Genomic DNA, 25,954 nt, shown 5'->3' with positions numbered 1-25,954 from the left:
TCTGTGCCTGTGCAATGATGATTGTTTAACTGTAAAAACCTTGGAATTATGAAAATCGGTATTCCTAAAGAGATTAAGAACAACGAGAGCCGCGTAGGGATGACTCCGGCAGGCGTTGCAGAGATGGTGAAGCACGGTCATGAGGTGTATGTACAGCATACGGCCGGAATTGGCAGCGGATTTCCTGATGAGGCTTACAGTCGCGTTGGAGCCGTTATTGTTCCCACGATAGAGGAGACTTACGCTGTGGCCGACATGATAGTGAAAGTGAAGGAGCCGATAGCCGTGGAGTATCCTTTGGTCAGAAAAGGTCAGCTTGTGTTCACTTATTTCCATTTTGCATGCGACCGCAGGCTCACGGAAGCCATGATTGAGAGTGGCGGTGTCTGTCTGGCCTATGAGACGGTGCAGCTTTCCGACGGTTCTCTTCCGTTGCTTGTTCCTATGAGTGAGGTGGCCGGACGTATGGCAACAATAAACGGGGCATATTATCTCCAGAAGACCAAGGGTGGCAAAGGCAAGCTTATATGTGGTGTTCCCGGTGTCAAGCCGGTGAAAGTGCTTGTGCTTGGAGGTGGCATTGTAGGGCAGGCCGCAGCGAGGGTGGCGGCCGGTATGGGTGCCAATGTGCTTATAGCCGATATAAACCTTTCCCTGTTACGCGAGCTGTCGATAACCATGCCTCCGAATGTCGATACACTGTATTCTTCGCATCATAACATCGTTAGAGAGCTTCCCGATGTGGATATTGTTGTAGGCTCTGTCCTTATTCCCGGTGACAAGGCTCCGCATCTTATCACCCGTGATATGCTTGGACTGATGGAACCCGGTTCTGTACTTGTCGATGTGGCCATCGACCAGGGCGGATGCTTCGAGACCTCTCACCCCACAACTCATAGCGAGCCTGTTTATATTGTTGATGATATCGTACATTATGCCGTGGCAAATATCCCCGGGGCCGTGCCTAACAGTTCGACACTTGCATTGACCAATGCCACATTGAAATATGCCCTTGCCCTTGCCGACAAGGGATGGCGTAAGGCTTGTGCCGATGACAAGGCTCTTTTTGAGGGGTTGAATATCGTAGAGGGAGAGGTCGTGTATAAGGCTGTTGCCGATGTCTTCGGGTTGCCTTACGAGCCGTTGGCTGTCTGATGGCTGTAGTCTTGGGGCATTGTGATATGTGGTACGGATGCCTCATAAACATATTTTTGGTAAAAAAAAGAAATGATAGGATAAATAAACTTGTTTTTGTAAGATAACTTATCTGTAACCTGTTCATTTCCGATTTTAATAAATATATTTGCATCCGTGGTGCGGCGATTCCGTGTCACGGATGCAAATTTGATAAATACCGGTTATATTCATTTGCTTTTTCTGTTGATGCTGTCTGGTATCAGTACAGAAATATACGGTCAGACATTCCGTGGAGTTGTCATTGACCTTGAATCCCGTATCCCGATGCGCGATGTTGATGTTATAATAGATGACGGTTTGAGGATTGTCAGAACAGACTGGCAGGGACGGTTTTCTGCCGATTCGGTAAAGGCGGGACTGACATTCCGCAGAAGCGGATATATAATACGAAGAGTCAGTCTGGAGTCTTTCACCGACACCATAGGGCTTTTGCCCGAATACAACAGGCTCAGCGAGGTCGTTGTATACGGGCGTGCCAGGAAAGACATATTGAAGAATATGGGTTTGGCAATGAAGATAAAGGCAGAGGGAGCTGTTGCTCCCAAACCGTCCGGAAAGGATTTTCTTTCGTTTCTCAATGTCTTTGACCGTCATTATGTGTCGAAAAAGCAGCGCCGTAAGAGAATGAAAGCCATTGAGAATTATTGAAATCCCGAATAAATTTGTAATTTTGCATCCGGTAAAAAGAAAGATATGGATAATACTCAATCAACATTGGAATTGGGAACGAAGCCGGTCGGCTCACTGCTTCTTCAGTATTGTCTGCCGGCTATTGTGGCCATGACGGCCGCATCCCTGTATAATATGGTCGACAGTATATTTATAGGCCAGGGTGTGGGAGCCGTGGCTATCTCTGGACTGGCCTTGACTTTCCCCTTCATGAATTTGTCTGCGGCTTTCGGTGCTGCTGTGGGTGTGGGCGCGTCCACTTGTATATCCGTGAAACTCGGACAGAAGGACTATTCTACAGCCCGTAGAATACTTGGCAATACCATCACTCTTAATGTTATGATAGGGGTCGCGTTCAGTGTGGTGTGTCTTTTGTTTCTCAATCCCATACTATATTTCTTCGGTGCGAGCGATCAGACGCTGCCATACGCCCGTGACTATATGGTTGTAATCTTGCTTGGCAACGTGTTTTCCCACATGTATTTCGGCATGAATGCTGTCCTCCGTGCGGCATGAAAACCCCGTCAGGCTATGTATGCCACAATGTTCACCGTTATTATAAACACGTTCCTCGATCCTATATTCATATATGTTCTTGATTTTGGTATCAGCGGAGCCGCCTACGCCACCATTCTTTCTCAGGTGCTGGCTTTGATATGGCAGATGAGGATATTCTGTGACAAATCAGAGCTTCTGCATCTCGGGCGCGGCATTTACCGTCTCGACCGCAGTCTTGTGCGTAATATCCTTGCCATAGGCATGTCGCCTTTCTCCATGAATGTGTGTGCCTGCATCGTTGTGATATTTATAAATAAAGGTTTGTATACATACAGTGGCGACCTTGCTGTCGGTGCTTACGGAATAGCCAACCGCATTGCGTTTATTTTCGTGATGGTCACTATGGGTGTCAATCAGGGCATGCAGCCCATTGCCGGATATAATTACGGGGCGTTGCGTTTTGACCGTATGATGAAGGTGCTGAAATATGCCGTTGTCGCCGCCACGTGTGTCACCACAGTCGGTTTTGTCGTGGCAGAGTTTATTCCCCGTCAGTGTGTCAGGCTGTTCACCGGTGACACCGAATTGATAGAACTGGCCGTGAGGGGATTGAGAATAATGATGCTGGCGTTTCCCATTGTCGGCTGTCAGATGGTAGTCACCACCTTTTTCCTCAGTATCGGGAAGGCGGGGGTGAGCATGTTTCTTTCCCTTTCGCGTCAGATGATATTCCTTTTGCCGATGCTTATTCTTCTTCCTCTGCGCTTTGGGGTCGACGGAGTATGGTGGTCGATGCCCGTATCCGATGCCGTTGCTTCGGTTATCACCCTTGTAATAATGATGATTTATATGCGTAAATTCAAAAAACAACATAAAACGTTGACGGTAAATGAACAATCAGAACATAATAATTAACGTGGGACGTCAGATCGGCAGCGGTGGCAGTGCCATCGCCCGCAGGCTTGCTGACATTTTCGGATGCGGCTTTTACGACCGCGAGCTTTTGTGTCTTGCAGCCAGGGAAAGCGGATTCTGTGAAAAGTTCTTCGAGCAGCATGATGAGCAAAAAGGATTTTTCAGGTCTTTGTTCCACATGCATGCCCCCCATGTGAGCGACAACAGTTTCTACAGCAACAACTTCTCACAGGAAAACCTTTTCAAGTTTCAGAGTGATGCGATACGCAAGGCGGCCGACGGTGGCTCGTGCGTGTTTGTCGGACGGTGTGCCGATTATGTGTTGCGTGACTATCAGAATACGGTGAATGTTTTTATTACAGCCGACTCCCGTAGCCGTATCGACAGGATCTGCAGCCGCAACGGGTGTGACGTCAATGCGGCTTTAAAGATTATAGAGGCAGGAGACCGTGACCGCTCCTCGTATTATAACTATTATACAGGCAAGAAATGGGGGCATTGCGCTTCATACGACCTGTGTGTTAATTCCTCGTTGTTGGGAATAGAGGACACTGTCGGGTTTGTCGCTGACTTCATCCGCAGCCGTATGAAAGAAATGGAGAAATAGAAAAATGCAGATGCAGTCATTATCCGAAGATGAGCGCAGGCGTTACAGCCGTCATCTTCTTCTCGACGGTATAGGCGAAGACGGCCAGTTGAGGATACGTTCGGGCAAAGTGCTTGTTGTCGGGGCAGGAGGGCTGGGCTCGCCGGTTCTTATGTATCTTGCCGCGGCAGGCGTCGGCACTGTCGGTATTGTCGATGGCGATGTGGCCGACTTGTCAAACCTGCAGCGTCAGATAATCCATTCGACATATGATGCAGGACGTGCAAAGGTGGAGTCGGCAAGGGAAAAGATGCTTGCGATGAATCCCGGCATACATGTTGATGTCTTTCGTGATTTTCTCACGCCCGAGAATGCCGTGGAGCTTTTTTCCCCTTATGATTTTATTGTAGATGCCACCGACAATTTCCCCGTGAAGTATCTTATCAACGATACATGTGTGTCGTTGGGCAAACCTTTCTCATACGGAGGTCTGCTTGGCTATGGCGGTCAGACGTTCACCCACGTTCACGGCACGGCCTGTTTCCGCTGTCTGTTTCCCGAACCTCCGCTTGAGGGTTCCGTTCCGTTGTGTTCCGAAGTCGGGGTCTTGGGTCCTGCGGTCGGTGTCATAGGCTGTATTCAGGCGTCTGAGGTATTGAAATACTTTTCCGGGGCAGGTCGTCTGCTCACCGACAGCATTCTTCGTTTCAATGCCCTTACGATGGATTTCAACAGATTTTCTTTCTGCAGAAATGCCGGTTGTCCTGTGTGCGGAAGGAAATGATGATATGCTCCAATCGGTCATTAGGGTGTCACTGTCATCTATCCTCAGAGAAGTGATATCGCTTTGCGATGTAAAATGTGATCTGATGGCCGGTGGGGTTTTATCCGTGCAGTTCCACGCTTAGTCTTTCCGCGTAGAGGGCAAAATCATCGCGTCCGGCTTTCTCCCATACATCACCGAGAAAGGCTGCTCCTCCGAAGTGCCATTTGCGCAGCTGCCGTATCATGCCGTATGATATGCCTCCGAGTGCTATTGTCTTATCGTCTGTTATTCCTTTTTCTGCGGCCATGTCAAGTTCTTTTTGGGAAAATGCGGAGCTGTATCCCTGTTTTGATATGCTGTTGAATATAGGGCTTATAAACACATAGTCAAGATTATCCTTGCGCATTGCTGCTTCCTGCAGCGTATGGCATGATGCCGACACAGTGTGTTGCCGGTGTCCGCTGAATTTCGGTGGAATAGTATTCCTGCTGTTGAGGTGTACTCCTTGCAGCTCATACCTGTCACATAGGCGGAAATTGTCGTGAATCACTATATTCCGGTGCAGTTCCTGTGGTATCTCGTCAAGCAGCCGGGCGCAGTCGTCAATTGTTGCTTCCGGTTTACGGAGGTGCAGGGTGTCCATGCCCGCATCAAACAGCTGCTTTATCAAAACAGCCTCTCCCGGAATAAATCCGGGAGGGCTTATCACTATGAATTTCATATTTCGGATTTCTTCTGCCGATGTGGTGTCATTACCTGTCGCAGTCTTTCAGTGAGTGGCTTATTCGCGCGGCGCAGAAGTTAGGTCCGCACATGGTGCAGAACTCACCCTCGGTCTTGTTTGATGTCCTGTAGTATTCCAGCGAACGCTCCGGGTCGAGTGAGAGGTTGAACTGGTCTTTCCACCTGAACTCATAGCGCGCCTTGCTCAGCGCGTTGTCGCGTATGTCCGCACCGGGAAATCCTTTTGCGAGGTCTGCGGCATGTGCTGCGATCTTGTATGTCACCACTCCCGTGCGCACGTCATCCTTTTCTGGCAGTGCGAGATGCTCTTTGGGTGTGACATAGCAGAGCATGGCAGTGCCGTACCATCCTATCATTGAGGCTCCGATGGAGCTTGTTATATGGTCATAGCCCGGTGCAATGTCCGTAACCAGCGGGCCGAGCGTATAGAAAGGTGCCCCGTGGCATTTCTCTATCTGTCTTTCCATGTTTGCCTTTATCTTGTTCATCGGCACATGGCCCGGCCCCTCGATAAACGCCTGCACGTTTTTTGCCCATGCGCGCTCCACAAGCTCTCCCATGGTGTCGAGCTCGGCAAACTGCGCTGCGTCGTTGGCGTCGTATGTGCTTCCCGGACGAAGGCCGTCGCCAAGCGATATCGCGACGTCGTATTTTGCACAGATGTCGCAGATATCGTCGAAATGTGCATAGAGGAAGCTTTCTTCGTTATGCACCATACACCACTTTGATATGATGCTTCCGCCGCGGCTCACCATGCCTGTAAGGCGTCCCTGCGACAGCGGTACGTTTTTCAAGCGTATTCCGCAGTGTATGGTGAAATAGTCTACGCCCTGTTCGCACTGTTCTATGAGTGTGTCACGGAAAATCTCCCATGTGAGGTCCTCGGCTTTTCCCTTTACCTTTTCAAAGGCCTGGTACATCGGCACTGTTCCTACCGGCACCGGACAGTTGCGCAGAATCCGTTCGCGCGTCTCATGTATGTTTTTGCCTGTCGACAGGTCCATCAGCGTGTCACCGCCCCATTTGCAGCTCCATACCGCCTTTTCCACCTCTTCGTCCATATCCGATGTCGTGGCGGAGTTTCCTATGTTGGTGTTTATCTTCACAAGGAAGTTGGTGCCTATGATCATCGGTTCTGTTTCCGGATGATTGATGTTTGCCGGTATGACGGCTCTTCCCGCCGCCACTTCCGAGCGTACGAATTCCGGTGTGACGTGTGACTTTATCCCGAGTTCGGCGCAGTTCATGTTCTCCCTTATGGCCACGTATTCCATCTCTTGGGTGATTATTCCCCGTTTTGCCAGTGCCATCTGTGTATCCCCTTCCTTGCGTGCGTCTATCCATGACTGGCGCAGGCGGGGGAGACCTTTTTCCAGATCGGTCTCGATGTCGGGGTCGCTGTACGGGCCGCTGGTGTCATAAACATATACCGGGGCGTTCTCCGTCATTGTTTTCTTTCCGTCCTTTATCTCTACCGTGGGGGTAAGGCGCACACGGCGCATTCCTACCTTCAGGTCCGGGTATATGCTTCCCTGCATGTATACCTTTTCCGAACCGGGGTATGTTATTCTTATATCCTTGTTCATTTTATTAATGTTGTGGTTGTTAATGTTTTGTTCTATTGTTTTTTATTCATTTGTCCGTGGGATGTCACAGACTTATGATTTTCTTCATTTCCTCCACAGGATTTCCTGCGTTCAGCACGGCTCCGCTCAGCGCTATTCCGTCTATTCCTGTCTGCATTATGTCTGCTATATCGTCAAAGGTTATTCCTCCTATCGCCACTACAGGTATGTTAATCCCTTTTTCTTTCATCTTTGCCATGATGGTCCTGTAGCCGTCCGTGCCGAGCACCGGAGCCAGCTTTTCCTTTGTCGTGGTAAATTTGAACGGTCCGCATCCTATATAGTCGGTGCCTTGTGAGCATAGCCGTTCTATATCCTCGAACGTGTTTGCCGTGCCGCCTATGATGAACTGTTCTCCCATGATTCTCCGCGCCTCGTCCACGGGCATGTCGTTTTTTCCCAGATGCACGCCGTCGGTCTTCAGTTCCATAGCGAGTTCCACGCGGTCGTCAAGCAGGAATACTGCATCATTCGCCTTGCATGCGGGCATTATTTTTCCTGCGGCCTGTCTCACCTCGTCGTCTGTGGCGTTCTTCATACGGAGCTGTATCCACCGGCATCCTCCTTCTATTGCCATCAGTGCGCCCTCCACATATCCGAATCGTGCGTTGGCATGGGTTATGAATTGTATCTGTTTCATATCATGATTGTTTTTTTATCTTGTTTTCCGCATCGGTTCAGGACAGAAGAAATGGTTCACGGGACCGTGTCCCCCTCCTATGCTGACGTCTGCTCCGGCGGCTATGGCCATGCTCACATATTCCTTTGCCTTTCCGATGGCTTCTTCCATGTGCATGCCCATTGCCAGATAGCATGTGACTGCGGATGAAAGGGTGCATCCGGTGCCATGGGTGTTGCATGTGTCTATGGCATGCTGTGTAAATGCCGTAACAAACAGTCCGCTGCTGTCGTACAGCCTGTCCTGCTTCTCGTTTCCACCGGTGTGCCCGCCTTTTATCAGCATATATCCTCCTGTTTTCATGGCTTTGGCAATGACCCTTGCCGCCGCGTCGCATGACGTGTCATCGCTGATTCTTACTCCTGAAAGCACCTCGGCTTCAGGAATGTTTGGAGTGAGAAGCGTAGCGAGTGGCATAAGCTCCCTCCGGAATGTTTCGAGTGCGTCTTCCTGCATCAGGCGTGAGCCGCTTGTGGATACCATCACAGGGTCAATCACGAGATAGTCCGGTTCATTGTGTCTGCGTAGTTCTTCGGCTATTGCCGTTATTGTGGCGGTATCGTTCACCATGCCTATTTTCACGCTTTTCGGATGTATGTCGTCCATGACGGCCTTTATTTGTCCGGCCACTATTTCCGGACGCAGGGCCTCCACGGCCGTCACTCCCGTTGTGTTCTGTACCGTTATTGATGTAATGGCCGATGCGGCATAGCATCCCAGTGCCGACATCGTTTTTATGTCGGCCTGTATGCCTGCGCCTCCACTGCTGTCGCTTCCTGCTATAGTGAGGATAGGTATATATTTCTTTGTCATGTCTGTATGCTTTTTGTTTAGCGGCCGTGCCCGGCTGTTGTCAGTGTCCGGCCCTGTCAAAGGCGGCGTCCCAGTTTTTCCATACCGGTTCCATTCCGAGTGTCTTCAGATCTCTTTCCACCTCCCTTGCCGTGCGTTCGTCGCTCACGTCAAACTGTGCGAGAGAGTCGGGGCGACAGCTGTAGCCTCCCGGATCGGTGTGGCTTTCCGCGCTCATGGTCGTCACTCCGAGTGTGGCCATATTGTTGCGCACCTCTTTTGTCTCGCGTGTCGAGTACGATATGTCCACGTCGCGGTCGAATATCCTCATTGCAAACGTGACCTGTGCCAGTTCGCGGTCGGTCATTTCCACGTTTGGCTGGAAGCCTCCGTTGTCGGCCTTCCTCATCCGTGGGAAGTTCACACTGTATTGCGTGCGCCAGTATGTCTTTTCGAGATAGCGCAGGTGGTATGCAAGCATGGTCACCTCCGTGCGCCAGTCCTCCAGTCCTATTAGCGCCCCCATTCCGATTTTGTGTACTCCTGCCATTCCCATACGGTCGTATCCGTTTATCCGCCATTGGTAGTTTGATTTCGGGCCGCGCGGATGATACGTCTTGTAGCGTGCCTCGTTGTAGGTTTCCTGAAAGCATATTACTCCGTTGAGGCCATGCCTGCGCAATCCGGCATAATCCTCGCGGCTCAGCGGCATCACCTCTATCTGCAGATTGTTGAAATAAGGCTTCGCCAGGTCCAGTGCACGTGCTATGTAGTCTACACCGGCCTTGGCCGGATTCTCGCCCGTGAGCACGAGCAGATTGTCGAACGGGCCGAGTTTCTTTATTGCCTCATACTCCCTCACTATCTCTTCTTCGGTCAGTATGGTGCGTGGCATCTTGTTCTGTACATGAAAGCCGCAGTATACACATGAGTTGGCGCATGAGTTTGTGATATATACAGGTATGAACATATTTATTGTATTGCCGAACCGCTCTCTTGTATACATGCGGCTCAGGCGTGCCATCGGCTCCAGGTATCTGTCTGCTGCCGGTGACACCATGGCCATGAAGTCGTCCACGGAAGGATGTGGCTTTGCCAATGCGCGGCGCACGTCGGCATCTGTTTTTGCCATTATCTTCTCTGTGGTCTCTTCCCAGCTTATTTTCTTTATTTCGTCATAAAACATTTTTTCGTTTCTTTTTTGCTGTTTTTGTCTGATAACTGTAGATGAATTGCCGGTGCATGCCGTATACCGGCAATTTTGTCCTACCCTCCGCAGAAGGCCTTAAGTATCACGATGTCGTCGCCGTCGCAGATTTTCCGTACGGCCCATTCTCCGCGCGGCACCATTTCGTTGTTTATGGCTATGGCAATGCCGCGTTCCGGAAGATTGCGGCTCCCGGCAAGGGTAGCCACCGTTGTGCCTTCATTGAGGTTTGCAGTCTCGTTGTTTATTTTTACATTCATAGTATAAGGGCATTTCTTATGTTGTTTTTTATCAGTTGTTGAGGAATGCGGTCAGCGGTGAGCTGGCCTCAGCTTGAAAGGTTGCGGGCTGTATGGCCGGTCCGGCCTCGTATGCCTCCCGTCCGGCCTCCACGGCCTTTTTGAATGCGCTTGCCATGGCCACAGGGTCACCGGCCACGGATATCGCCGTGTTTACAAGCACGGCATCCGCTCCGATTTCCATTGCCGCTGCGGCATCGCTTGGCACTCCTATTCCTGCGTCGACAATGACCGGAACGGTGGCCTCCTCGATGATTATGTTCAGGAAGTCGCGTGTGCGGAGACCTTTGTTTGTGCCTATTGGTGCTGCAAGCGGCATGACCGTTGCCGCACCGGCCTCAGCCAGTCTTTTGCACAGCACGGGATCGGCCTGGCAGTACGGCAGCACAACGAATCCTTCCTTTACGAGCATTTCTGTGGCTTTCAGTGTTTCTACAGGGTCGGGCAGCAGGTATCGCGGGTCAGGGTGAATTTCCAGTTTCAGCCAGTTTGTGCCGAATGCCTCACGTGACATCTTTGCGGCAAACACCGCCTCTTCGGCATTTCTCGTGCCCGATGTGTTGGGCAGCAGCTGTATGCCCGGGACGGCAATGTGTGCGAGCATGTCGTCGTTGTCATCGTTGAGGTCTATGCGTTTCATGGCCATTGTCACCATTTGTGTTTCCGAGGCCTTTATGGCTTCGGCCATGATTGCGTTTGAGCTGAACTTGCCTGTTCCGAGAAACAGGCGTGAGTTAAATTCCTTTCCGGAAATAATCAGTTTTTCCATTCTTTATATATTTAGATAGTTTTTTTGATGTCTCTTTTCCTGTTTTGGTTGCCGTTGTCGGTGCCTTTTCTCGACATGACAATATTTGAGCAAGCCGGGCGTTGCTGATTCTGCATACGCACCTGATACCTCCACATTCTATCCCTTTTCCTCCCCTTTGGGGAGGTCAGGAGGGGCTTCACGTCGCGGATTCGGAATATTCCAATATACTCTTCCATTCTCTCCATTTCGGGGAGTTTGAGGGACACTTTCTTTCCCTTAGGAGAGTTTGAGGGTCATCATACTATGCTCTCTGCACATTAGGATATAAAGATGCGGATGGAAAATATTCCTACGCCGGCATTATCCGGATCAGGTTTCATGGGTATAATCTCAGCCCGGACAAACGTCCGAGCACCCCTTACAGTCGTCCGACTGATTCTCGATGGCTGCAAAGTTAACGTTTTTATTATTATCAGGGAAACTTTTAATGACTTTTTTTGCCTGTTCCGATTGACGGAACAATAAATATGTAATAAAAATTCGCAGTGCTTCTTGCGCTCATTCCTGCTTGATTTTGATGATTATATAACTCATTGATATACAATACGTTAACAATAAACAAAAAGATGCCGGAAATGAACATGCCATTCATGCTTGATGAATAGCCTGTTCTCTGTTGATGAATAGCATGTTCATTGAGCATGAATAGGCCATTCATCAACAGAGAATTTTACATTACCGATAAAACGTAAAACTATTTCAAAAATACTACAGATATGTTTTTTTATGGGCATTGTTAAATGGCTTTTTCTGACGTTTTACATTTATATATTATATATGGACGCGTGTCTCTAAATTATAACTTTCCTGCCGGTCGTTTTTCCTGTAAATCGAAAAAAAGCAAAAAATGCGGCCGCGTTACTGCGTAAAATGATTGGGATTAGACAAAAAACATTAACTTTGCCGTAAGTATAAAAATTTTATGTAATTTATTTATTAACAAAAAGAAATGAATATGACAAGAAAGCTACTTTTCACTGCATTGTTGCTTTGCGTTTGTTTCCTGTCCGGGCATGCCCAGGCAGATGATGGGTTGGAAGTGATAATGAGTGAGAACTTCGATGCCTTTACGGAAGGTTCCGAGACAGAGCCTGGTACGACAGACATCTCTACACCAAGTTATAACTGCAAGTTGGGCAATACTCTCAAGGGATGGAGAGGGGCTAATGTGTTTGAGGCAGGAGGCATGCTCAGGATCGGTACCCTGGGCGCGGCGGGAAGCTATATCCGCACAGCCAACTACAATATGTCTGCCAACGGCGGAACGGTGAAGGTCACACTGAGAATAAAGAGTGTGGCAAGCTATGGCGATTTGGTCACTTTGGCATTGGGCTATATGTCGTCAAAGCAGATCTTTCTTGAGGATGGCGAGTGGCATACGCTGTCGTTTGTGCTTGATAGAGGCTCTTCGAGCTCTTATATTGAGCTGAAGCCCATGACGGAGGGTATATTGCTTGATGAGATAAAGGTTGAGACAAGTCCGAACCTTATTTCCGCACCTACGGCAAACCAGCCTTCAAGGGCTGATGATGAGTCGTTCTCTGCATCATGGTCGAAAGTGACCGGAGCCACAGACTACCTGCTTGACGTATATACAAAGACCGTGACCGGAGACAAGGATTATCTCCTTAAGGACGAGACTGTCAAGAATACTTTCATGACTGTAACCGGTCTGGTGAAAGGCAAGACATATTATTATACTGTACGCGCGAGAAAGGAAAACGGAGGTGTGTCTGACTATTCTAACGAAATCGAGGTCGTGAAGGTTATCGATGCTATCGGTGCTCCTGTGGCCAAGGAGGCCACAAAGGTGTCGCAGACCGGATTTGTCGCAAACTGGGAGCCTGTGGAAGATGCCATGACATATATCCTTAATGTATATCAGACAGAGACGCTTGCCGATGACAGGGAGGTTGCCGTAATATCTGAAGATTTTTCCGGAGTTACCGCAGGAACGCTTGAAAGCGTTGAATTCGGACGTACTCAGGAGTATCTCGACAGCTATACCAGGCAGCCCGGATGGTTTGCTGTCAACGACTGCTATGCGGCCGGACATATAGGCATATCACCTTATGGAGACAAGGGCAGTGTAGTCACTCCCGAGCTTGACTTGTCGAAGAACGGAGGCGTGTTCACATATAAGGTCAGAATGGCGGAAGGTTCTTTCGGACGTTATTATGCCGGTGCAAAGATAGACATCATACTGTATTCCGGTGAAGAAGAGGTGGAAAAAAAGCAGGTTACTCTTGAAGAGGGCTTTGCCGGCTATGACGTTGAGTTTACCAAGGGAACAACCAACTCGTCCATAAGCGTTGAGTATGGAGGAGACAACAAGCTGTTTATCGATGAGATCAGCATCATGCAGAAACTGAAGGCAGGCGAGAAACTGACCAGTCTTATCCTAAAGAAGGAAGACATCGACGATACATCGTGCGGTGTTGAGCTTGATAATCCTAATTCGGATTTCGATTATTCGTACAATGTGCAGGCTGTGGGAAGAACCGTGCAGAATTTTAATATTGTGCCTATACTGTCTGCAAACTCCAATACGGTTGATGTGAAACTCATATCGACATGCATAAGTTCTGTGGATTGCAATGCCACGGTTTCCGCTGCCGGAGGAGTCGTTTCCGTCACGCTGGATACCGACAGCGAGATTGAAGTTTACGGCATGGGCGGACAGATGATTGCAAAGGTGAATGCCGCTGCCGGTACTACCGACATTAATGTTGGCGACAGGTTTGTGATTGTGAAAGTAGGAGGTAAGGCTGTTAAGCTGACGGCTAAGTGACGGAGGACCGTATATAATGCCTTATGAGGGTTTATAAACATTAAAAGGCCTTCGTGAAGAGCTTACGGTTTGAAGCTTTCAAATAATAAAATGCCATTTCAAAACCAGATTTTGAAATGGCATTTTATTTTGTTATTGAAAATCACACAATGAAGATGTTAAACGAGTATGGACATCGCTTTGCGATGTGTACGATGTATACTATGCCGAGTTTGTTCATTGGAGGGATGTTGCCGTTTGACACGTGCCAAAGGCACGTCCCTACTTGTGGTATGAAAACCCTCCTAACGTCCTCGTTGGGAAAGAAGCCCCTCCTGCCCTCCCCGAAGGGGAGGAAAAGGGATGGAACATAGAGGTATCAGGTGCTTATGCAGAACCCTGACACATGTAGGGACATCGCTTTGCGATGTGTCTGATGCATATATATGTCTAATGTATATGTCTGATGCATATATGTATCTGTTGTATATGTCTTTATGCATGCTTGTTCCTGTTGGCATGCATATATAGTTGGTATGAGTTTATCACATTGTGGAAGATGCTGTAGAATCCTCCTGCTACAGATGTTATAGGGGTGAAGAACGTATAGCCGATCCAGATGGCAAGCACCGTGTTCTTCTGGCCCAACGACTGTCCGGCCGTGACCTTGTCGCCATATATCCGGCCTATTTTCCATCCTGTCATAAACTGCAGGATGCAGCTTACGAGAGCTACGCCCACGAGGCCTAATTCTACTGAGAGCGGCACGTGGCTGTGAACGATGAATCTTGTGGTGACGGCCGTGGCAAGTGTCAGTGCCACCACCCATAGATAGAAAGCAAGACCTTGATAGTGTGAGAGTGTAAAATGAAGTCGCGGCAGGGCTTTCCTTATTAGTAAGGCAAGCAGCAACGGGAAGAGCAGCAGAGGAAACACCTTTCCGAGTATCAGTGCCGATGCGCCCAATGCCGACATCGCAGGCTGCGGATGCACAAATGGAATGACCGCAGGAATTATTGTTGCGGCCACGAGGTTGATAAGAATTGTGTAGGTGGTGATGTGCGCGGCATTACCGCCTAACTTTTTTGTAACCACCGCACCGGCCGTTGCCACAGGGCATATAAAGCATATCATCGCTCCTTCGAGTATTATACGCATGCCGTTGCGGGGCATCGTCATCACAATGGCGCCCAGAACCAGGAATATTCCTGACTGGAAGGCCAGCAGCCACCAGTGCCATTCGCAAAGCTTCAGCTTCTTCGGGTTAATCTTGCAGAATGTAAGGAAAAGCATGGAGAAAATAAGCATTGGCTGTATCAGTTCCACAGTGGCAAGAGCCGTCTTGCGGGTGGAGTCAAGACAAGGGATGTTCACATACGCAAAGTAGCCGGCCACTCCTGAAATAATGGCAAAAATAAGAATCCAGTCTTTGATGAACTTAAGAAGTTTCATGTCTTTTTTCGTTTTTGTTGCGAAACCGCTGTTTTCCGAAACCGCTGTTCCGCAGCTGCAAATGTATCATACTTTTTTTATCCGACAAAATCCCGGCCGTTAAATCTTTAGGTTGCAATTAATATTTCCGGATTTTGTCATTCTATTTTCAGATTTTATCTTTATCTTTGCTCCGGATAAATGGCCATTTGCAATCTGAAGCGAGCTTTATTGCGTCTGGTTTGCATTATCTTTCATTATGCCATAGATTATTTATCTGAGTTTTATGCAGCACTTGAATAGATTAATTCCTTGACATACGCGCAAGTCTTTGATAACCTATTGTTGCAATTTCCCTTGCTTTTTATAAAGTTATAAGTCTGCTGATTTAATTTGCATATAGCAATGAAGAAAATTTTCTTTTTAGTCGGGTTCTTTTTTATATCGTCTGTATCCCGGTCGCAGACATCGTTAAACCGTCTACCTTCGGAATATTATGCGTATGAATATGATGACAATGGTAATGTGGTATCAAGGAAATCAGAGAGTATTTATGTCAAGGATGATGAGGAATTAAGGTTGGATACAACTCTGATTTCCATAGAATACCGTAGAAATACCTGATACGATTTTGGATACGGCATTAGATATCAATATGTGCAAAATAATCGACAAGTCTGATGCCAAGACAAAATAATTTTTGAATAGGTAAAAACGAGGTGTTTTACTAAAAAGTTATATGATTATGCAACGATTAAAAGTTTTAATGATAGCATTCTTCTCTTTCTTTTTTATATCAGAGATGAAAAGCCATACGGCAGGTGACAGTGTGCAGGCAATATCCATGAGGATAGATTCTGTTTACCGTCCTTTTGAGGATTTTGAAAAAGTGCCATCCCTTAAGGACAAATTTGCAAATATTGTAATAATTAGATATGGATACTATAAAGGTGGGGAAAGGACGGGATATTTTATCGTAGTCGAAATGGAACTTGGTTTTTCCCCATATACTTTAGAAATAGACTACAATAATGAAGGATGGAAAGGCAATTTGTCGCTTGAAGATATTATGAGCGGGTTAAATTTTGTCTTGTCAGATATTAAGAGTAAATATGGTTTAAGGAGATTTTATGATGTGTGGATATATCCGCCATGTTACGGGGACGAGTCAATTGAAATAAGTAAAAAATATGAGGATAGGGTTCGTGGTGACAAATATGATGGTGGTTTGTTGGGAGAACTGTATGGGGAAAGCCGGATGCTCAAAGGCATTAAAGATATTTTGGCTTTATATGGAAAGGTGTTTGATAATTTTGTATTTGAAAAGGTCTTTTATTTTACGTCTGATGAAAAAGACTTACCGAAGAAAATCCTATATCCAGAGTACATCAGATTAAGTTTTCATGATAAGGATGAAGAAAATTAAAGTTATATGATTATGCAGCTATTAAAGTATTTGATTATAGTGTTCTTCTCTTGCTCTTTAATGGCAGGGATGAACGGTTGTGCTGTCAGCGACAGCGTGCAGGGAGTATCAATAAAGATGGACTCGGTTTTCCGTCCTTTCAAGGATTATGAAAAGGGAAGTAAGTATGACAAAAAACTGGATATCTGGTCGAAGATGACGGCGAACGAATATAACTACTATAGAGACGGGATGAGAACAGGATATTTTATCAGAGTCTATATAGACCATGAAGGATTTCCTGTATCATTAAAAATGGATTCCGGAAACAGGAAAGGCAGTCTGTCGTTTGACGATATGATGAATGGTTTGAAATATGTATTGGACGACATGAATGATGAGTATGATTTAAGCCGGATGAATGAGATATTGGTTTATGCGGCAGGTTATAGTGATGAGACTATAAAGATAAGCAAAGAATATGAGGATAGCCTTCGCTATATGGAAGATGATGGTGGCTGGAGTAAAAAATGGGAAGAAGAAAAAGAACTGCTCGAAAGGCGGTATAATGAAAGCCGGATGTTCGGAGGCATAAAAGAGATCGTGGCTTTATACGGAAAGGATATCAAAAATACAAGTGTTGGCGTAATGCGTTCCTTTAAGACAGATGGCTATATGAAAAGTTGCGGATATGATATGACTGACGGAAGTTTACCGAAAGAAATAACTGTCCCTGATTACTTCAGAATTCGCTTGCAAGGTAAAGATAGTACAATCCGGCTTGAGAAACCTTGATTTATATCAATAAGACGTATGTTTTTTATGCTTTTAGTCCCTGAATCCCGCTAAATTTATTTTAATTTTTCTAAATTTGTATCTGAGACACTTATTCGTGATTTTCTTACGATATTTCCCATGGATTAACCCTCCGTCTCGAAGTCTGCATTTTGTATGTATGCCAAATAGATGCAAATGTAAATAGAAACAATCCTAACCGGTGTTGCCGGAGGTTTGGTAAGGGTGATGTGTGTTACTAACTGAATGTTTTTGTTTTTATTTTTTTACTATGGAAAAAAACTACCTTTATGGGAATGGTGGCATGTCTCCATACGTTCCTGTTTCGAAATTCACACAGAAGATGGGTTTCTTCGACGAGAGCTGCAACGGGGTGTTTAAAGCTGTCAATATGGTGTTGGAGCTATTGGACTGGCATGGAACCACTGATTGTGAGGAAAAGATGTGTACCCTGCATTTTTGCGGCTACAAGTTGTTTGCGCTGTTCCGGCTTGTCGGGAAAATACATGAAACGCGCATGCAGATTATTTGTGATGAGCATTGCGACAGTTTCCGGCAACTCATAAAAGACACGCATGTCCGGATAGACAAGGCGGAATATTTTATTATTGAGGCAGAAGAATTGTTTCAGTATATCTTGTGCAACAAGGCGCAGATGCTGGATAACGGAAAGTTGCGCCTTATTGCCAATTTTAAGGATTTTGCAAAGTGGACTGAGGCTCTTTTAAAGAATAAGTGCCTGATAGACCATACAGAGGAGCTATGCCGTGAACTGAACATACGCTGCACACCGGATATATTGAATACTCCGGTTGAAGGTTTCAGGCAACAGTTCTATACTGTGCTCTGCTGTCTGACCATTCTCGGTGTTCCCGCACATTACAATCGTAGTGCTGAAGACTTTGTCGTTTTATACAATAACAGTCTTAAGGAGTTTTGTGACAGCGGGTATTGGCAAAGCCTCAGGAAAGAATTCTTATCGGGGATTGACGAGGCTTTAAGGACGGAGACAAACGGGACGGTAAAGGAGCATATCGCTTTCTTGAAAAAGCAGTGGAAGGAGCTACGCACGAAGACACGTGGCTATTTGAATGCATTCGGAATAACGTACTGCGGGATATCCCAGACGGATAATCTCGGGCAACTTGGGAAAGAGCTTTATGAACACCTTAATATAATCCGGGATGCCGATGATGAAGCTGCGGGGGATGCGTTCCGCATGTCGACCAACCAGCTGTGCCGCTATTTCGTCATGGAGGCAAAGATACAGGTGCTTGAGGAAGAGATTGAACGCCTGAAGAAGGGGCCGGAGGCACATTGGCCCAATAACGGATATTTTAAGGACAGTGCTCCGCTTGACCAGATACGGGAGGCTATATACAATACGATCAACAAAAAGGACAATACCGGGAAATATGTGTTACGTGCACAGGCGCATTGGATTGCCGTACAAAAGGTGTTGGAATACAATGACCTGACTTGTGGCAACCAGAAAGAATTTACATTGATTATGCGCGAATGGTTTCCGGATGCCATGCATCCGTGCAATTATGACTCATTGAAGAATGTGCGGCCTAATGATGTAAGGACACGGCCTTATCCGGAATGGGAGAAAGGCCATACGAACTATCCGTATCACAGGGTTGCCGCAGTATTGACAGATAACATGCGTGAACTGCATGTCATTCCTTGATAGGGCAGAGAATAAAACATGTGGCACCGGCCGGGTAAATTTGCCTGTTGGTGCCACATGTTTCTATTTCACTTCTCCTCCGTATATCTCCATTATCGCTCCCGGTTCCGAGTCAAGCCTTCCGTATTTTGCTATCCTGACCGTTCCATTGTTCTTTATTCTCAGCGTGCCTCCGGCCTTTATGAGTATGTCCGCGTCTTTTATCTCTCCCCCGTCTATTTCGAGGGTCGCTCCTTCCGTGACAATGATCCTGCTGAAGTTGTCAAGGTCGAGTATCCTTCCTTTGCTGACGAGCAGCCGCCCCTTTCCTACATAGATGTCGCACGGAGAGTCTCCGCCCTGCCATTCCGTATTCCCTGTGATGACCGTCGGGTCTGCCGCTCCTGGGCGGTATTCTCCCGTGAATCCGGTGTCGAAGCGTGTGCGTCCCCATACCACAGTCGTCCCTTGTGTCTTCCACGTGGTGATGTATCCTGCCCGGTCTGCCGATATTATTTCGTTCCGTCCGTCGGCGTCTATGTCAGCCACGCATACGCTTCCTATCATGTCGCCCGTTGTTGTTAGCGGGAATCCCTTCATTTCCGTACCGTCGGCATGTATTGCGTATATCCTCTGTCCGTTGTTGAATACGATGTCCGTCTTCGAGTCTCCGTCCACGTCAGCCAGCAGCGGTGGCTGTAGGTGTGTGGCCCATTCCTTGCTTTTGAAGAGTCCCGGCACCGGTGTGTCGAAGATCATTTTGCCGTTGTTGTCCCATGCGCGCACTTTATGTGCTCCGAGCGCTGTTACCTCGAGCTTTCCGTCACCGTTGATGTCGCCCACCGTCACTGCATGGTCGAGCCCCTCTCCGCTGGCATATCCCGCATACTCTATCGCGGCCGGAGACGCAGCGTTGCTGTCGAAAGCCCCGATGCAAGTCCCGTCCTGCCGTATGGCGTAGATATAGCTGGTGTGGTCTCTTGATGCGATGACTATATCCTTCTGTCCGTCTCCGTCGAGGTCGCATACAACCGGTGACGACATGAGGTTGTGTCCGTTGCGTGTGAAGAACGGCGAGCGCAGATATGTGCTTCCGTCATGCCTCCATACGTGTATGTTTCCGCTTCCGTCTCCGCATATAATCTCCTTATATCCGTCTCCGTCGAGGTCGGCCACTGCCGGGCATCCGTAGTGTCCCGCTATGTTCTCCCCGAACTGTCTGAGCAGCGTTCCGTCAGCGTTGAATATCATTATCGACCTGTCGTTGCTCAGCAGGATTATCTCTTTCCGTCCTTTCGTGTCTGCGGGCCTGTCAATGTCCGTAACCACCGCCGCGCGGTATGCCGGCACACCTGTCTGTTGCAGCCACTTCCTATCGGGTCTTCCGTCTCCGTCCTTGTCTTGTGCCGAATAGCATACGGCATTGTATTTTCCTGTATCGTCAGTACCCAGCGAGAACGAGACTACGGAAAACTCTCCGTTGCCGTGGAGGTCGGCCACGGTCGGCAGTGCGGTGTGGCATACGTCGTTGTGCGCGAATCCCGTGCACGGTTCCGTGGCGTCCTTTGTCCCGTACGGCTCGCTTCCATCAGGTTTCAATACGATAATGTCTGTCATAGAGTTGTGGGATGTGTTGTACGAGTTAAGCACAATCTCTTTTTTCCCGTCAAGGTCTATGTCGGCCACGCTTACTTCGCTGTCGTAGGCATATAAGCCTTTTGTAAATGTTCGCTTTTTCATTGTCATTGGATACAATGTCCAAGCCTTTATTGGTTGCGACAATTCGCTTTCCATGTTTGATGATGTCAGTGCCGAGAATTTATAATAGAATGTTGAGTATTCTGATAGCCCATTGTCTTCATAATATCTCGTTTTAAGCGGCAGTTTGTTCAGTTTGGTGTATGTCCCATTCTCCGAGTCGCTGCGATAGATGTTGTATTTCGGCGCGTGTGACATTGTACTCCAATAGAATGATATTGAATGGTCTGTACTTTTTCCTTTGACTTTAGATATGTCTGCTATTGGAGTTAAAACTGAGGCATCGAAATTTATGCTATCATGTATTATATTGTCATACAATAGTCTTATTCGTACAGGAAGTCTATTTCCCTGTTGATAGTTTTCGGATATGTTGAAACTGCATACAGAATTTAAAATCATTAGGTTCTGAATATTTGGATTTTCTGACACGGCCTTCCATGTGATTCTGTTTGATATTGTTTTGTTTCCTTCTATATCTTTACCTAACAATACGTATGATAAATCCAGCTCTATTTTATCTCCTGCTAGTGGAATGGCATATTTGCTATCAATAATGCGTCTTGAAATTTTATCTATTCTTGCCTTGTGCGACACAATGTCCACTCTGAATGTATCGATGTCAACCGTTCCTGTTTCTTCATTGATTATATCAAGATAGAAGCACACGGAATTCCAATCGTTGCGCATGATTTCTGGCGCATCAGGTGCCACTGAAACCTTGAACCGTTCGTTTATTTCCTTTTCACTCCCCATATCTATGGTATTATAAGCCAAACGGTCGTTTTGGATGTTTATGTATGGTGATTGGGTTGTTAGCCTTGCAATGACATTGTTTGCCGTCTGTCTTCCGGTATTCTTCAGCACAATGTTAAGGTCTACAGTATTTCCCGTGCCTATTCTGCCTTTAAAGTTCTTGATTCTGCTTATCGACATTTGGTTGGCATGGTTGAATTTTATTGGAATGTTGAATACTTTGGGTATGAAGTTCCTTGCTGTAACGGTTATTTTCATTTTCCCTCCGGTCTTCGGTGTAAACGAGAAACTGTGCTCCTTCGTGTCAGAAACCACTACAGATGTGTATGCCTCAGCATCCTTCATAAGGCACACTGTCGCCTCCTCGCCTTCAGGGAGATTTTCAATTCTAACCTTTATCTTGTTCTTCCCGGTAGTGATGTCGGGTGGTGTTACACTAACATCCAGTTCTTGAGGTACGGCAGACCATACGGGCATTTCCGGGTCACCTAAAAGGTGGAGACGGAGGTTGTCTGGTGTTGAACTTTCTGAATCAGATGGATAGTTTGTGTCTGTAGCAAGCTTGTTAAGTATCATTCCTAAGTTTATAATATTTTCTTTGTATATGGAATTAAGGAAACATTTGTATTGTGCATGTTCATAAGCATATCCATTATTTGCATTACCAATAAAAGCAACAGCACCGCCATTGGAGTTATTTATAAAATGTTTAGCTATGCAATCGTACTCAAAATTTGCGGGGTTACATCCTCCAGAAATAATAATATGTAGATGTTTTCCGTTTGCAAGCTCGTCAACATCTGAGATGAAAATTTGTTCAGATTTGTCTTTTTTCGAGGCTCCCATGTATTCGGGATGGCTGTGGTCCATGTGATATACAATATGGAAATGATTCAGTCCCGAATTACCTCCATTATTCAGTGCGGAAATAAAACTATTTCGATTTAGTTCTTCTCCTGTTGAATATTGTGTTTTGTCATCGTGTTGATTGCATTTACAGTTATAATGATCAAAAAGATACCATTTATTTAGTTTTGTATATGTAGCTAAATAATGATCTATAGCTTCTTTTCCGCTTCCATGCAAGGGAGGGGACGATGAGTCTTTTACTGTGTATCCATATACAGCCAAATGATTCATCAGATAGCTTTTATCGATAGATGTTGAATTCATTTTTTCGTATGCTAACACTTTATTTATGAATATAGTTGTCTCAGTCTTATTTTCCACTGGAGCCCGGCCAACAAAACAAAGTATAGTTCCCCTAACATAATCAACTCCACGTTCTGCATAAATATGATTTCTATTTGTGTTCCAATCTGATTCTAAGTCTGCATAATAGAAATCGGACGGATTATGGTCAAAAGATTTTCTCTCTTCTGTGGAACCATGGTATTGTCTTACCGGAACAATGTTCGTATCGCCTCCCAACAATACGAAGAGTCCTGAGCCCCATCGCTTATAGCACTCTTTCAGATAGTTGTGTATTTTCTCGGGAAGGTCAGCGCCTTCATATTCCTTGCCGATGGATTCCGTATCCTTTATGATTGGCAGGCACTCCTTTTTGTGTCTTCCATTGCGCAAGACGCTTGAATTCACTTTTCAGCTTGTTGTTTGTTATTATTATATAGTCTGGAATCTGTTCGCTTATTGCATCGATTGTCATCCCGTTGGGATACTTGTCTAAAGTCAAGTCCGAATTTATCGCTATTGCTTTCACGCTTCTGTCCACGTCCTGCGGATTGTCAACGATAGACTTTATATACTTCTTGATCATCGAAGCCCTTCGGCCGCTTTGCGCTTCAGGCTGTATGCCCGATGGCTCGCAACTTTCGTATTTCAGGGAGAAACTGATATTGTTCAGTGTCAGTTCTCGTGATACGGGGTCGAATGATACGGGGCAGAGCATAATCCTTACCAAGTGATATCCCATTTCGTTGTAGTCTGCTACTATCCCTCCATGTTTTCCAGGATATGGAGATGTGTTGTTATAAATGGAAGGATCCAGGGCTGTAAATTCTGTCTCTTCGTTTCCTCCGACCGTTATTGGCGGCTGGACAGGAAACGGCATGTATTTGCCTTTCAGCTTAGTGCTTCCGTACAAGTTTATGTCAAGTGCTGTTACCTTTGTGTTTTGTGGAATTACAAATGTCTTTATTATGACAGGCAGTTCCGGTGCTCCTGTTTGTGTTGTTGTGTAATAGCTATCCTTCAGTCGTATCACGTCATAATCATTCCGCTCGGAAAACACAAGGTCTTCTTTGCTGATGCTCACCGAGCCTGTGATTTGTGCCGTGAGGCTGCAAATTACAGTGGTAAGTAATAGTATTGTTGACAATAATCGTTTCATGTCTTTACGGTTTAAGTTTTATTGTTTCGACCGTGCCGTCGGTGTAATGTATGTTTAATAGAGAGTATGGGGAAACCAAAACCTGTTTGGGGATGCTTGCCTTGTTTGCATTTGCGTCTTTTGTCCAAATGCGTTGTCCTCCCGTATTGTAAACGGTGATGTTTGAAATGGTCTTGGATTCATGCTTTAACATGCAGTGCCTGTCTTCAAACGTTACAGATATGGTCTTGCTCTGGCTCATTGTTTGGATGTCAGAACTGATAGGCGCGATATATAGGACATTCCATCCTTCTGTGTTTTTATACAACTCTACGCTTTCGTCGGGGACATGGAACACGAAAATCTCGTTATCCAAGAACACGTCATTCCCGAGTCTTGGCGGTATTTTTGCTTCGCAATAAGCGATAGGCTGTGAGTAATTGACTCCTACTATATAAGCCATGATTGCATTTTGAAAAGCGTAATCCCCTATAGAATCCACACTTTCCGGTATCATAAAGCTTTGTACTACTGTATTATGAAAAGCTCGGCCGCCTATGATTTTAGTTCCTTCATGAACATTTCCCACTCGGTAGTAGAATAGAATCTTCTTATCTGAAGAATAAATTCCTTCGCAGTCCGCGCAGTAAAAGCAGTGTGTGTTATCTTCAGATGGTTTGAAACTGTCGACACCTGAATTCCATTTTTGTCCTAAGGACGGGAATGCCCCGGTAAGTACTACTTTGAAACACTTACTGTTTTCCGAATGGAACGCATAATCAGATATGGACTTTAATGTTTTTGGTAAAACAATTTGAATGTCGTGGAAGTCTAAATCTTTCTGTTTAAATTCAAACGCATGTTTCGGAATTGTGTCTATGTCCGCATCCTTCATGTTCAGCTCTTTGAGCCTGTCGAGCAGCGTGCTTCTTATGAAGGCATAGTCTTCATTGAGCAGCGTTCCCGTGATGGTGAGGTGGGTGACATTTTTCTTCTGCGTGTCAGTAAGCAACGTTTCAAGTGGCTTGTCGCCTGCCTTTATGTTGGCCTTTATATTTGTTACATCAAAACTGCTTGACTTGAAGTAATGCGGAATCAGATTCCATTCTTCTGTGTTTTTGTATATGTTGATACTTTCGTCAGGTACATATACGGCTAATTTATCTAAAAAGTCATTGTCTCTCCATACTCTATTTCCTAAGCGTGGAGGTGTTTTTGATTTCCAGATAATATATCCCATGTCGTATTTCGATGGCGACGCATCCATCGCTTCTGGGTCATAATATATATTACTGAAAGCTCTGTCTCCTATAGAGTCAACCGTTTCCGGTATTTCAAGATAATAGAAATAAAGATATCTGTTTTCAAAAGCATTTTTATATATCGTCTTGATTCCTGAAGGTATTCTATCAACGTTGAGTTTAGAATAAAGGGTTTCTTCTTTATTGTTTATAAAATATAATGTCTTGCCGTCTGCTGAGCACACACAATTATCTTCCATTTTCAGGAATTGATTGTCGGCAGATGGGAGTATTCGTATATTTGAATCCCAATAATTATGATCATTATGAAAATAAATGTCTCTTCCCAAGTTGGGGTATTCACCGGATATGATATATGTGGGGCGTGTATTGCACATAGATAGAGAATTGTCGCTAAGATACTTCACTTTTGCTGGCAGGAGGATTGTCTTATGGTATGCATATCCATCGGCATATAAATCGCAATCATAATCAAACGCATGTTCCGGAATAGTATCTATATCTGCATCCCTCAGATTCAGCTCTTTGAGCCTATTAAGCAGCGTGCTTCGTATGAACGCATAGTCCTCATCGAGTAGTGTTCCCGTTATTGTAAGATGCGTGACGCTTTTCTTCTGCTCTTCTGTGAGCAGAGTCTCGAGCGGCTTTTCGCCTGCGTGTATACTGACATTGGTCTGTGCCTGGCTTCTGAAACAGCAGATGATCAGGAGGGTAATAATAGTAATGTATTGTTTCATGGCTTTACGGGATTTACTGTGTTACAACCATTCTTTTAGTGTCAATAAGCTTTCCGTCTATGATGAGGCTGTAGATATACATTCCCGGTGCGAGACTTTCTGAAGTTACATAGATGGAATGCTCCCCGCGTTCGTTTACCTGGATGCTTTTTATCTGCTTCCCGCTAAGGTCGTAGATGTTCAGCATGGCAGTGTTTGCAGATGTCGGGATGTTTACCTTTATGTCCGTTGACGTGACAAACGGGTTAGGT

22 protein-coding genes, 1 pseudogene and 1 riboswitch are annotated in these 25,954 nt (G+C 46.1%); of the genes and pseudogenes, 10 read left to right on the top strand and 13 right to left on the bottom strand.

Annotated elements, in window-relative coordinates; all coding sequences use genetic code 11:
- Positions 1–48: 48 nt before the first annotated feature.
- The 5 genes and pseudogenes from ald (at position 49) to HPS56_RS12020 (ending at position 4,649) form a co-directional block, all read left to right on the top strand.
- The gene (gene ald / locus HPS56_RS12040; RefSeq protein WP_172277006.1) at positions 49–1,155 is read left to right on the top strand and encodes an alanine dehydrogenase; all 1,107 of its coding nucleotides are present in this window, start codon (positions 49–51) and stop codon (positions 1,153–1,155) included.
- Positions 1,156–1,383: 228 nt separating this feature from the next.
- Positions 1,384–1,845, top strand: a complete 462-nt coding sequence (locus tag HPS56_RS12035; protein WP_172277003.1) for a hypothetical protein — start codon at positions 1,384–1,386, stop codon at positions 1,843–1,845.
- Between the two features lie 45 nt (positions 1,846–1,890).
- Positions 1,891–3,279, top strand: a pseudogene (locus tag HPS56_RS12030) (MATE family efflux transporter).
- On the top strand, positions 3,254–3,886 hold the full coding sequence (locus tag HPS56_RS12025) for a cytidylate kinase-like family protein (RefSeq protein WP_172277000.1): 633 nt from the start codon (positions 3,254–3,256) through the stop codon (positions 3,884–3,886). Before HPS56_RS12030 ends, HPS56_RS12025 begins: the two are co-directional and overlap by 26 nt.
- A 10-nt stretch (positions 3,887–3,896) precedes the next feature.
- Entirely contained in the window at positions 3,897–4,649 is a 753-nt protein-coding gene (locus tag HPS56_RS12020; RefSeq protein WP_172276997.1) for a HesA/MoeB/ThiF family protein, read from the top strand.
- A gap of 100 nt (positions 4,650–4,749) precedes the next feature.
- Here the strand turns inward: HPS56_RS12020 and HPS56_RS12015 are convergent, their stop codons facing one another.
- The 8 genes from HPS56_RS12015 to HPS56_RS11980 form a co-directional block, all read right to left on the bottom strand.
- On the bottom strand, positions 4,750–5,352 hold the full coding sequence (locus tag HPS56_RS12015; RefSeq protein WP_172276995.1) for a thiamine phosphate synthase: 603 nt from the start codon (positions 5,350–5,352) through the stop codon (positions 4,750–4,752).
- 31 nt (positions 5,353–5,383) lie between these two features.
- Positions 5,384–6,961, bottom strand: coding sequence for a phosphomethylpyrimidine synthase ThiC (thiC, locus tag HPS56_RS12010; protein WP_172276992.1), 1,578 nt, complete (start codon positions 6,959–6,961; stop codon positions 5,384–5,386).
- Between the two features lie 64 nt (positions 6,962–7,025).
- Positions 7,026–7,640, bottom strand: coding sequence for a thiamine phosphate synthase (locus HPS56_RS12005; protein ID WP_172276989.1), 615 nt, complete (start codon positions 7,638–7,640; stop codon positions 7,026–7,028).
- A gap of 15 nt (positions 7,641–7,655) precedes the next feature.
- On the bottom strand, positions 7,656–8,492 hold the full coding sequence (thiD, locus tag HPS56_RS12000; protein WP_172276986.1) for a bifunctional hydroxymethylpyrimidine kinase/phosphomethylpyrimidine kinase: 837 nt from the start codon (positions 8,490–8,492) through the stop codon (positions 7,656–7,658).
- A 40-nt stretch (positions 8,493–8,532) separates the two neighbouring features.
- Positions 8,533–9,657, bottom strand: a complete 1,125-nt coding sequence (gene thiH, locus HPS56_RS11995; RefSeq protein WP_172276983.1) for a 2-iminoacetate synthase ThiH — start codon at positions 9,655–9,657, stop codon at positions 8,533–8,535.
- A gap of 80 nt (positions 9,658–9,737) precedes the next feature.
- A complete protein-coding gene (gene thiS, locus HPS56_RS11990) occupies positions 9,738–9,938 on the bottom strand; it encodes a sulfur carrier protein ThiS (protein ID WP_172276980.1) in 201 nt (66 codons plus the stop codon).
- Between the two features lie 31 nt (positions 9,939–9,969).
- Entirely contained in the window at positions 9,970–10,746 is a 777-nt protein-coding gene (locus tag HPS56_RS11985; RefSeq protein ID WP_172276977.1) for a thiazole synthase, read from the bottom strand.
- A gap of 11 nt (positions 10,747–10,757) precedes the next feature.
- Positions 10,758–10,964: a hypothetical protein gene (locus tag HPS56_RS11980; protein ID WP_172276974.1), complete on the bottom strand. Its 207-nt coding sequence runs from the start codon at positions 10,962–10,964 to the stop codon at positions 10,758–10,760.
- 93 nt (positions 10,965–11,057) lie between these two features.
- Positions 11,058–11,157, bottom strand: a riboswitch (TPP riboswitch).
- Between the two features lie 586 nt (positions 11,158–11,743).
- On the opposite strand from HPS56_RS11980, the gene HPS56_RS11975 reads away from it, so the two are divergent.
- Positions 11,744–13,579, top strand: a complete 1,836-nt coding sequence (locus HPS56_RS11975; RefSeq protein WP_172276971.1) for a fibronectin type III domain-containing protein — start codon at positions 11,744–11,746, stop codon at positions 13,577–13,579.
- A 474-nt stretch (positions 13,580–14,053) separates the two neighbouring features.
- On the opposite strand, the gene HPS56_RS11970 is transcribed toward HPS56_RS11975, so the two are convergent.
- Positions 14,054–15,010 carry a transporter gene (locus HPS56_RS11970; RefSeq protein WP_172276968.1) on the bottom strand — a complete coding sequence of 319 codons (957 nt, stop codon included), beginning with the start codon at positions 15,008–15,010 and terminating at the stop codon, positions 14,054–14,056.
- A 384-nt stretch (positions 15,011–15,394) separates the two neighbouring features.
- Between HPS56_RS11970 and HPS56_RS11965 the strand changes: the two genes are divergently transcribed.
- The 4 genes from HPS56_RS11965 to HPS56_RS11950 all read left to right on the top strand — a co-directional run bounded on the left by HPS56_RS11965 (position 15,395) and on the right by HPS56_RS11950 (position 18,882).
- Positions 15,395–15,613 carry a hypothetical protein gene (locus HPS56_RS11965; protein ID WP_172276965.1) on the top strand — a complete coding sequence of 73 codons (219 nt, stop codon included), beginning with the start codon at positions 15,395–15,397 and terminating at the stop codon, positions 15,611–15,613.
- Between the two features lie 121 nt (positions 15,614–15,734).
- Positions 15,735–16,415 carry a hypothetical protein gene (locus HPS56_RS11960; protein ID WP_172276962.1) on the top strand — a complete coding sequence of 227 codons (681 nt, stop codon included), beginning with the start codon at positions 15,735–15,737 and terminating at the stop codon, positions 16,413–16,415.
- Positions 16,416–16,427: 12 nt separating this feature from the next.
- Positions 16,428–17,189: a hypothetical protein gene (locus HPS56_RS11955; protein WP_172276959.1), complete on the top strand. Its 762-nt coding sequence runs from the start codon at positions 16,428–16,430 to the stop codon at positions 17,187–17,189.
- A gap of 271 nt (positions 17,190–17,460) precedes the next feature.
- Positions 17,461–18,882 carry a hypothetical protein gene (locus HPS56_RS11950; protein ID WP_172276956.1) on the top strand — a complete coding sequence of 474 codons (1,422 nt, stop codon included), beginning with the start codon at positions 17,461–17,463 and terminating at the stop codon, positions 18,880–18,882.
- A gap of 63 nt (positions 18,883–18,945) precedes the next feature.
- Here HPS56_RS11950 and HPS56_RS11945 read toward each other — a convergent pair whose 3' ends face one another.
- From HPS56_RS11945 to HPS56_RS11930, 4 genes are all read right to left on the bottom strand, one after another.
- On the bottom strand, positions 18,946–22,974 hold the full coding sequence (locus HPS56_RS11945) for a C25 family cysteine peptidase (RefSeq protein WP_172276953.1): 4,029 nt from the start codon (positions 22,972–22,974) through the stop codon (positions 18,946–18,948).
- The gene (locus tag HPS56_RS11940; protein WP_172276950.1) at positions 22,886–23,725 is read right to left on the bottom strand and encodes a hypothetical protein; all 840 of its coding nucleotides are present in this window, start codon (positions 23,723–23,725) and stop codon (positions 22,886–22,888) included. Before HPS56_RS11940 ends, HPS56_RS11945 begins: the two co-directional genes overlap by 89 nt.
- Before the next feature lie 4 nt (positions 23,726–23,729).
- Positions 23,730–25,703: a leucine-rich repeat protein gene (locus HPS56_RS11935; RefSeq protein ID WP_172276947.1), complete on the bottom strand. Its 1,974-nt coding sequence runs from the start codon at positions 25,701–25,703 to the stop codon at positions 23,730–23,732.
- 13 nt (positions 25,704–25,716) lie between these two features.
- A partial coding sequence (locus HPS56_RS11930; RefSeq protein WP_172276944.1) for a T9SS type A sorting domain-containing protein occupies positions 25,717–25,954 on the bottom strand: 238 nt, incomplete at its 5' end.

This window comes from Xylanibacter muris, from assembly GCF_013166605.1.
Taxonomy (GTDB): Bacteria; Bacteroidota; Bacteroidia; order Bacteroidales; family Bacteroidaceae; genus Prevotella; species Prevotella muris.
The sequence above is the reverse complement of the archived record's forward strand: the minus strand, read 5'-3'. Positions and strand labels throughout refer to the sequence as shown.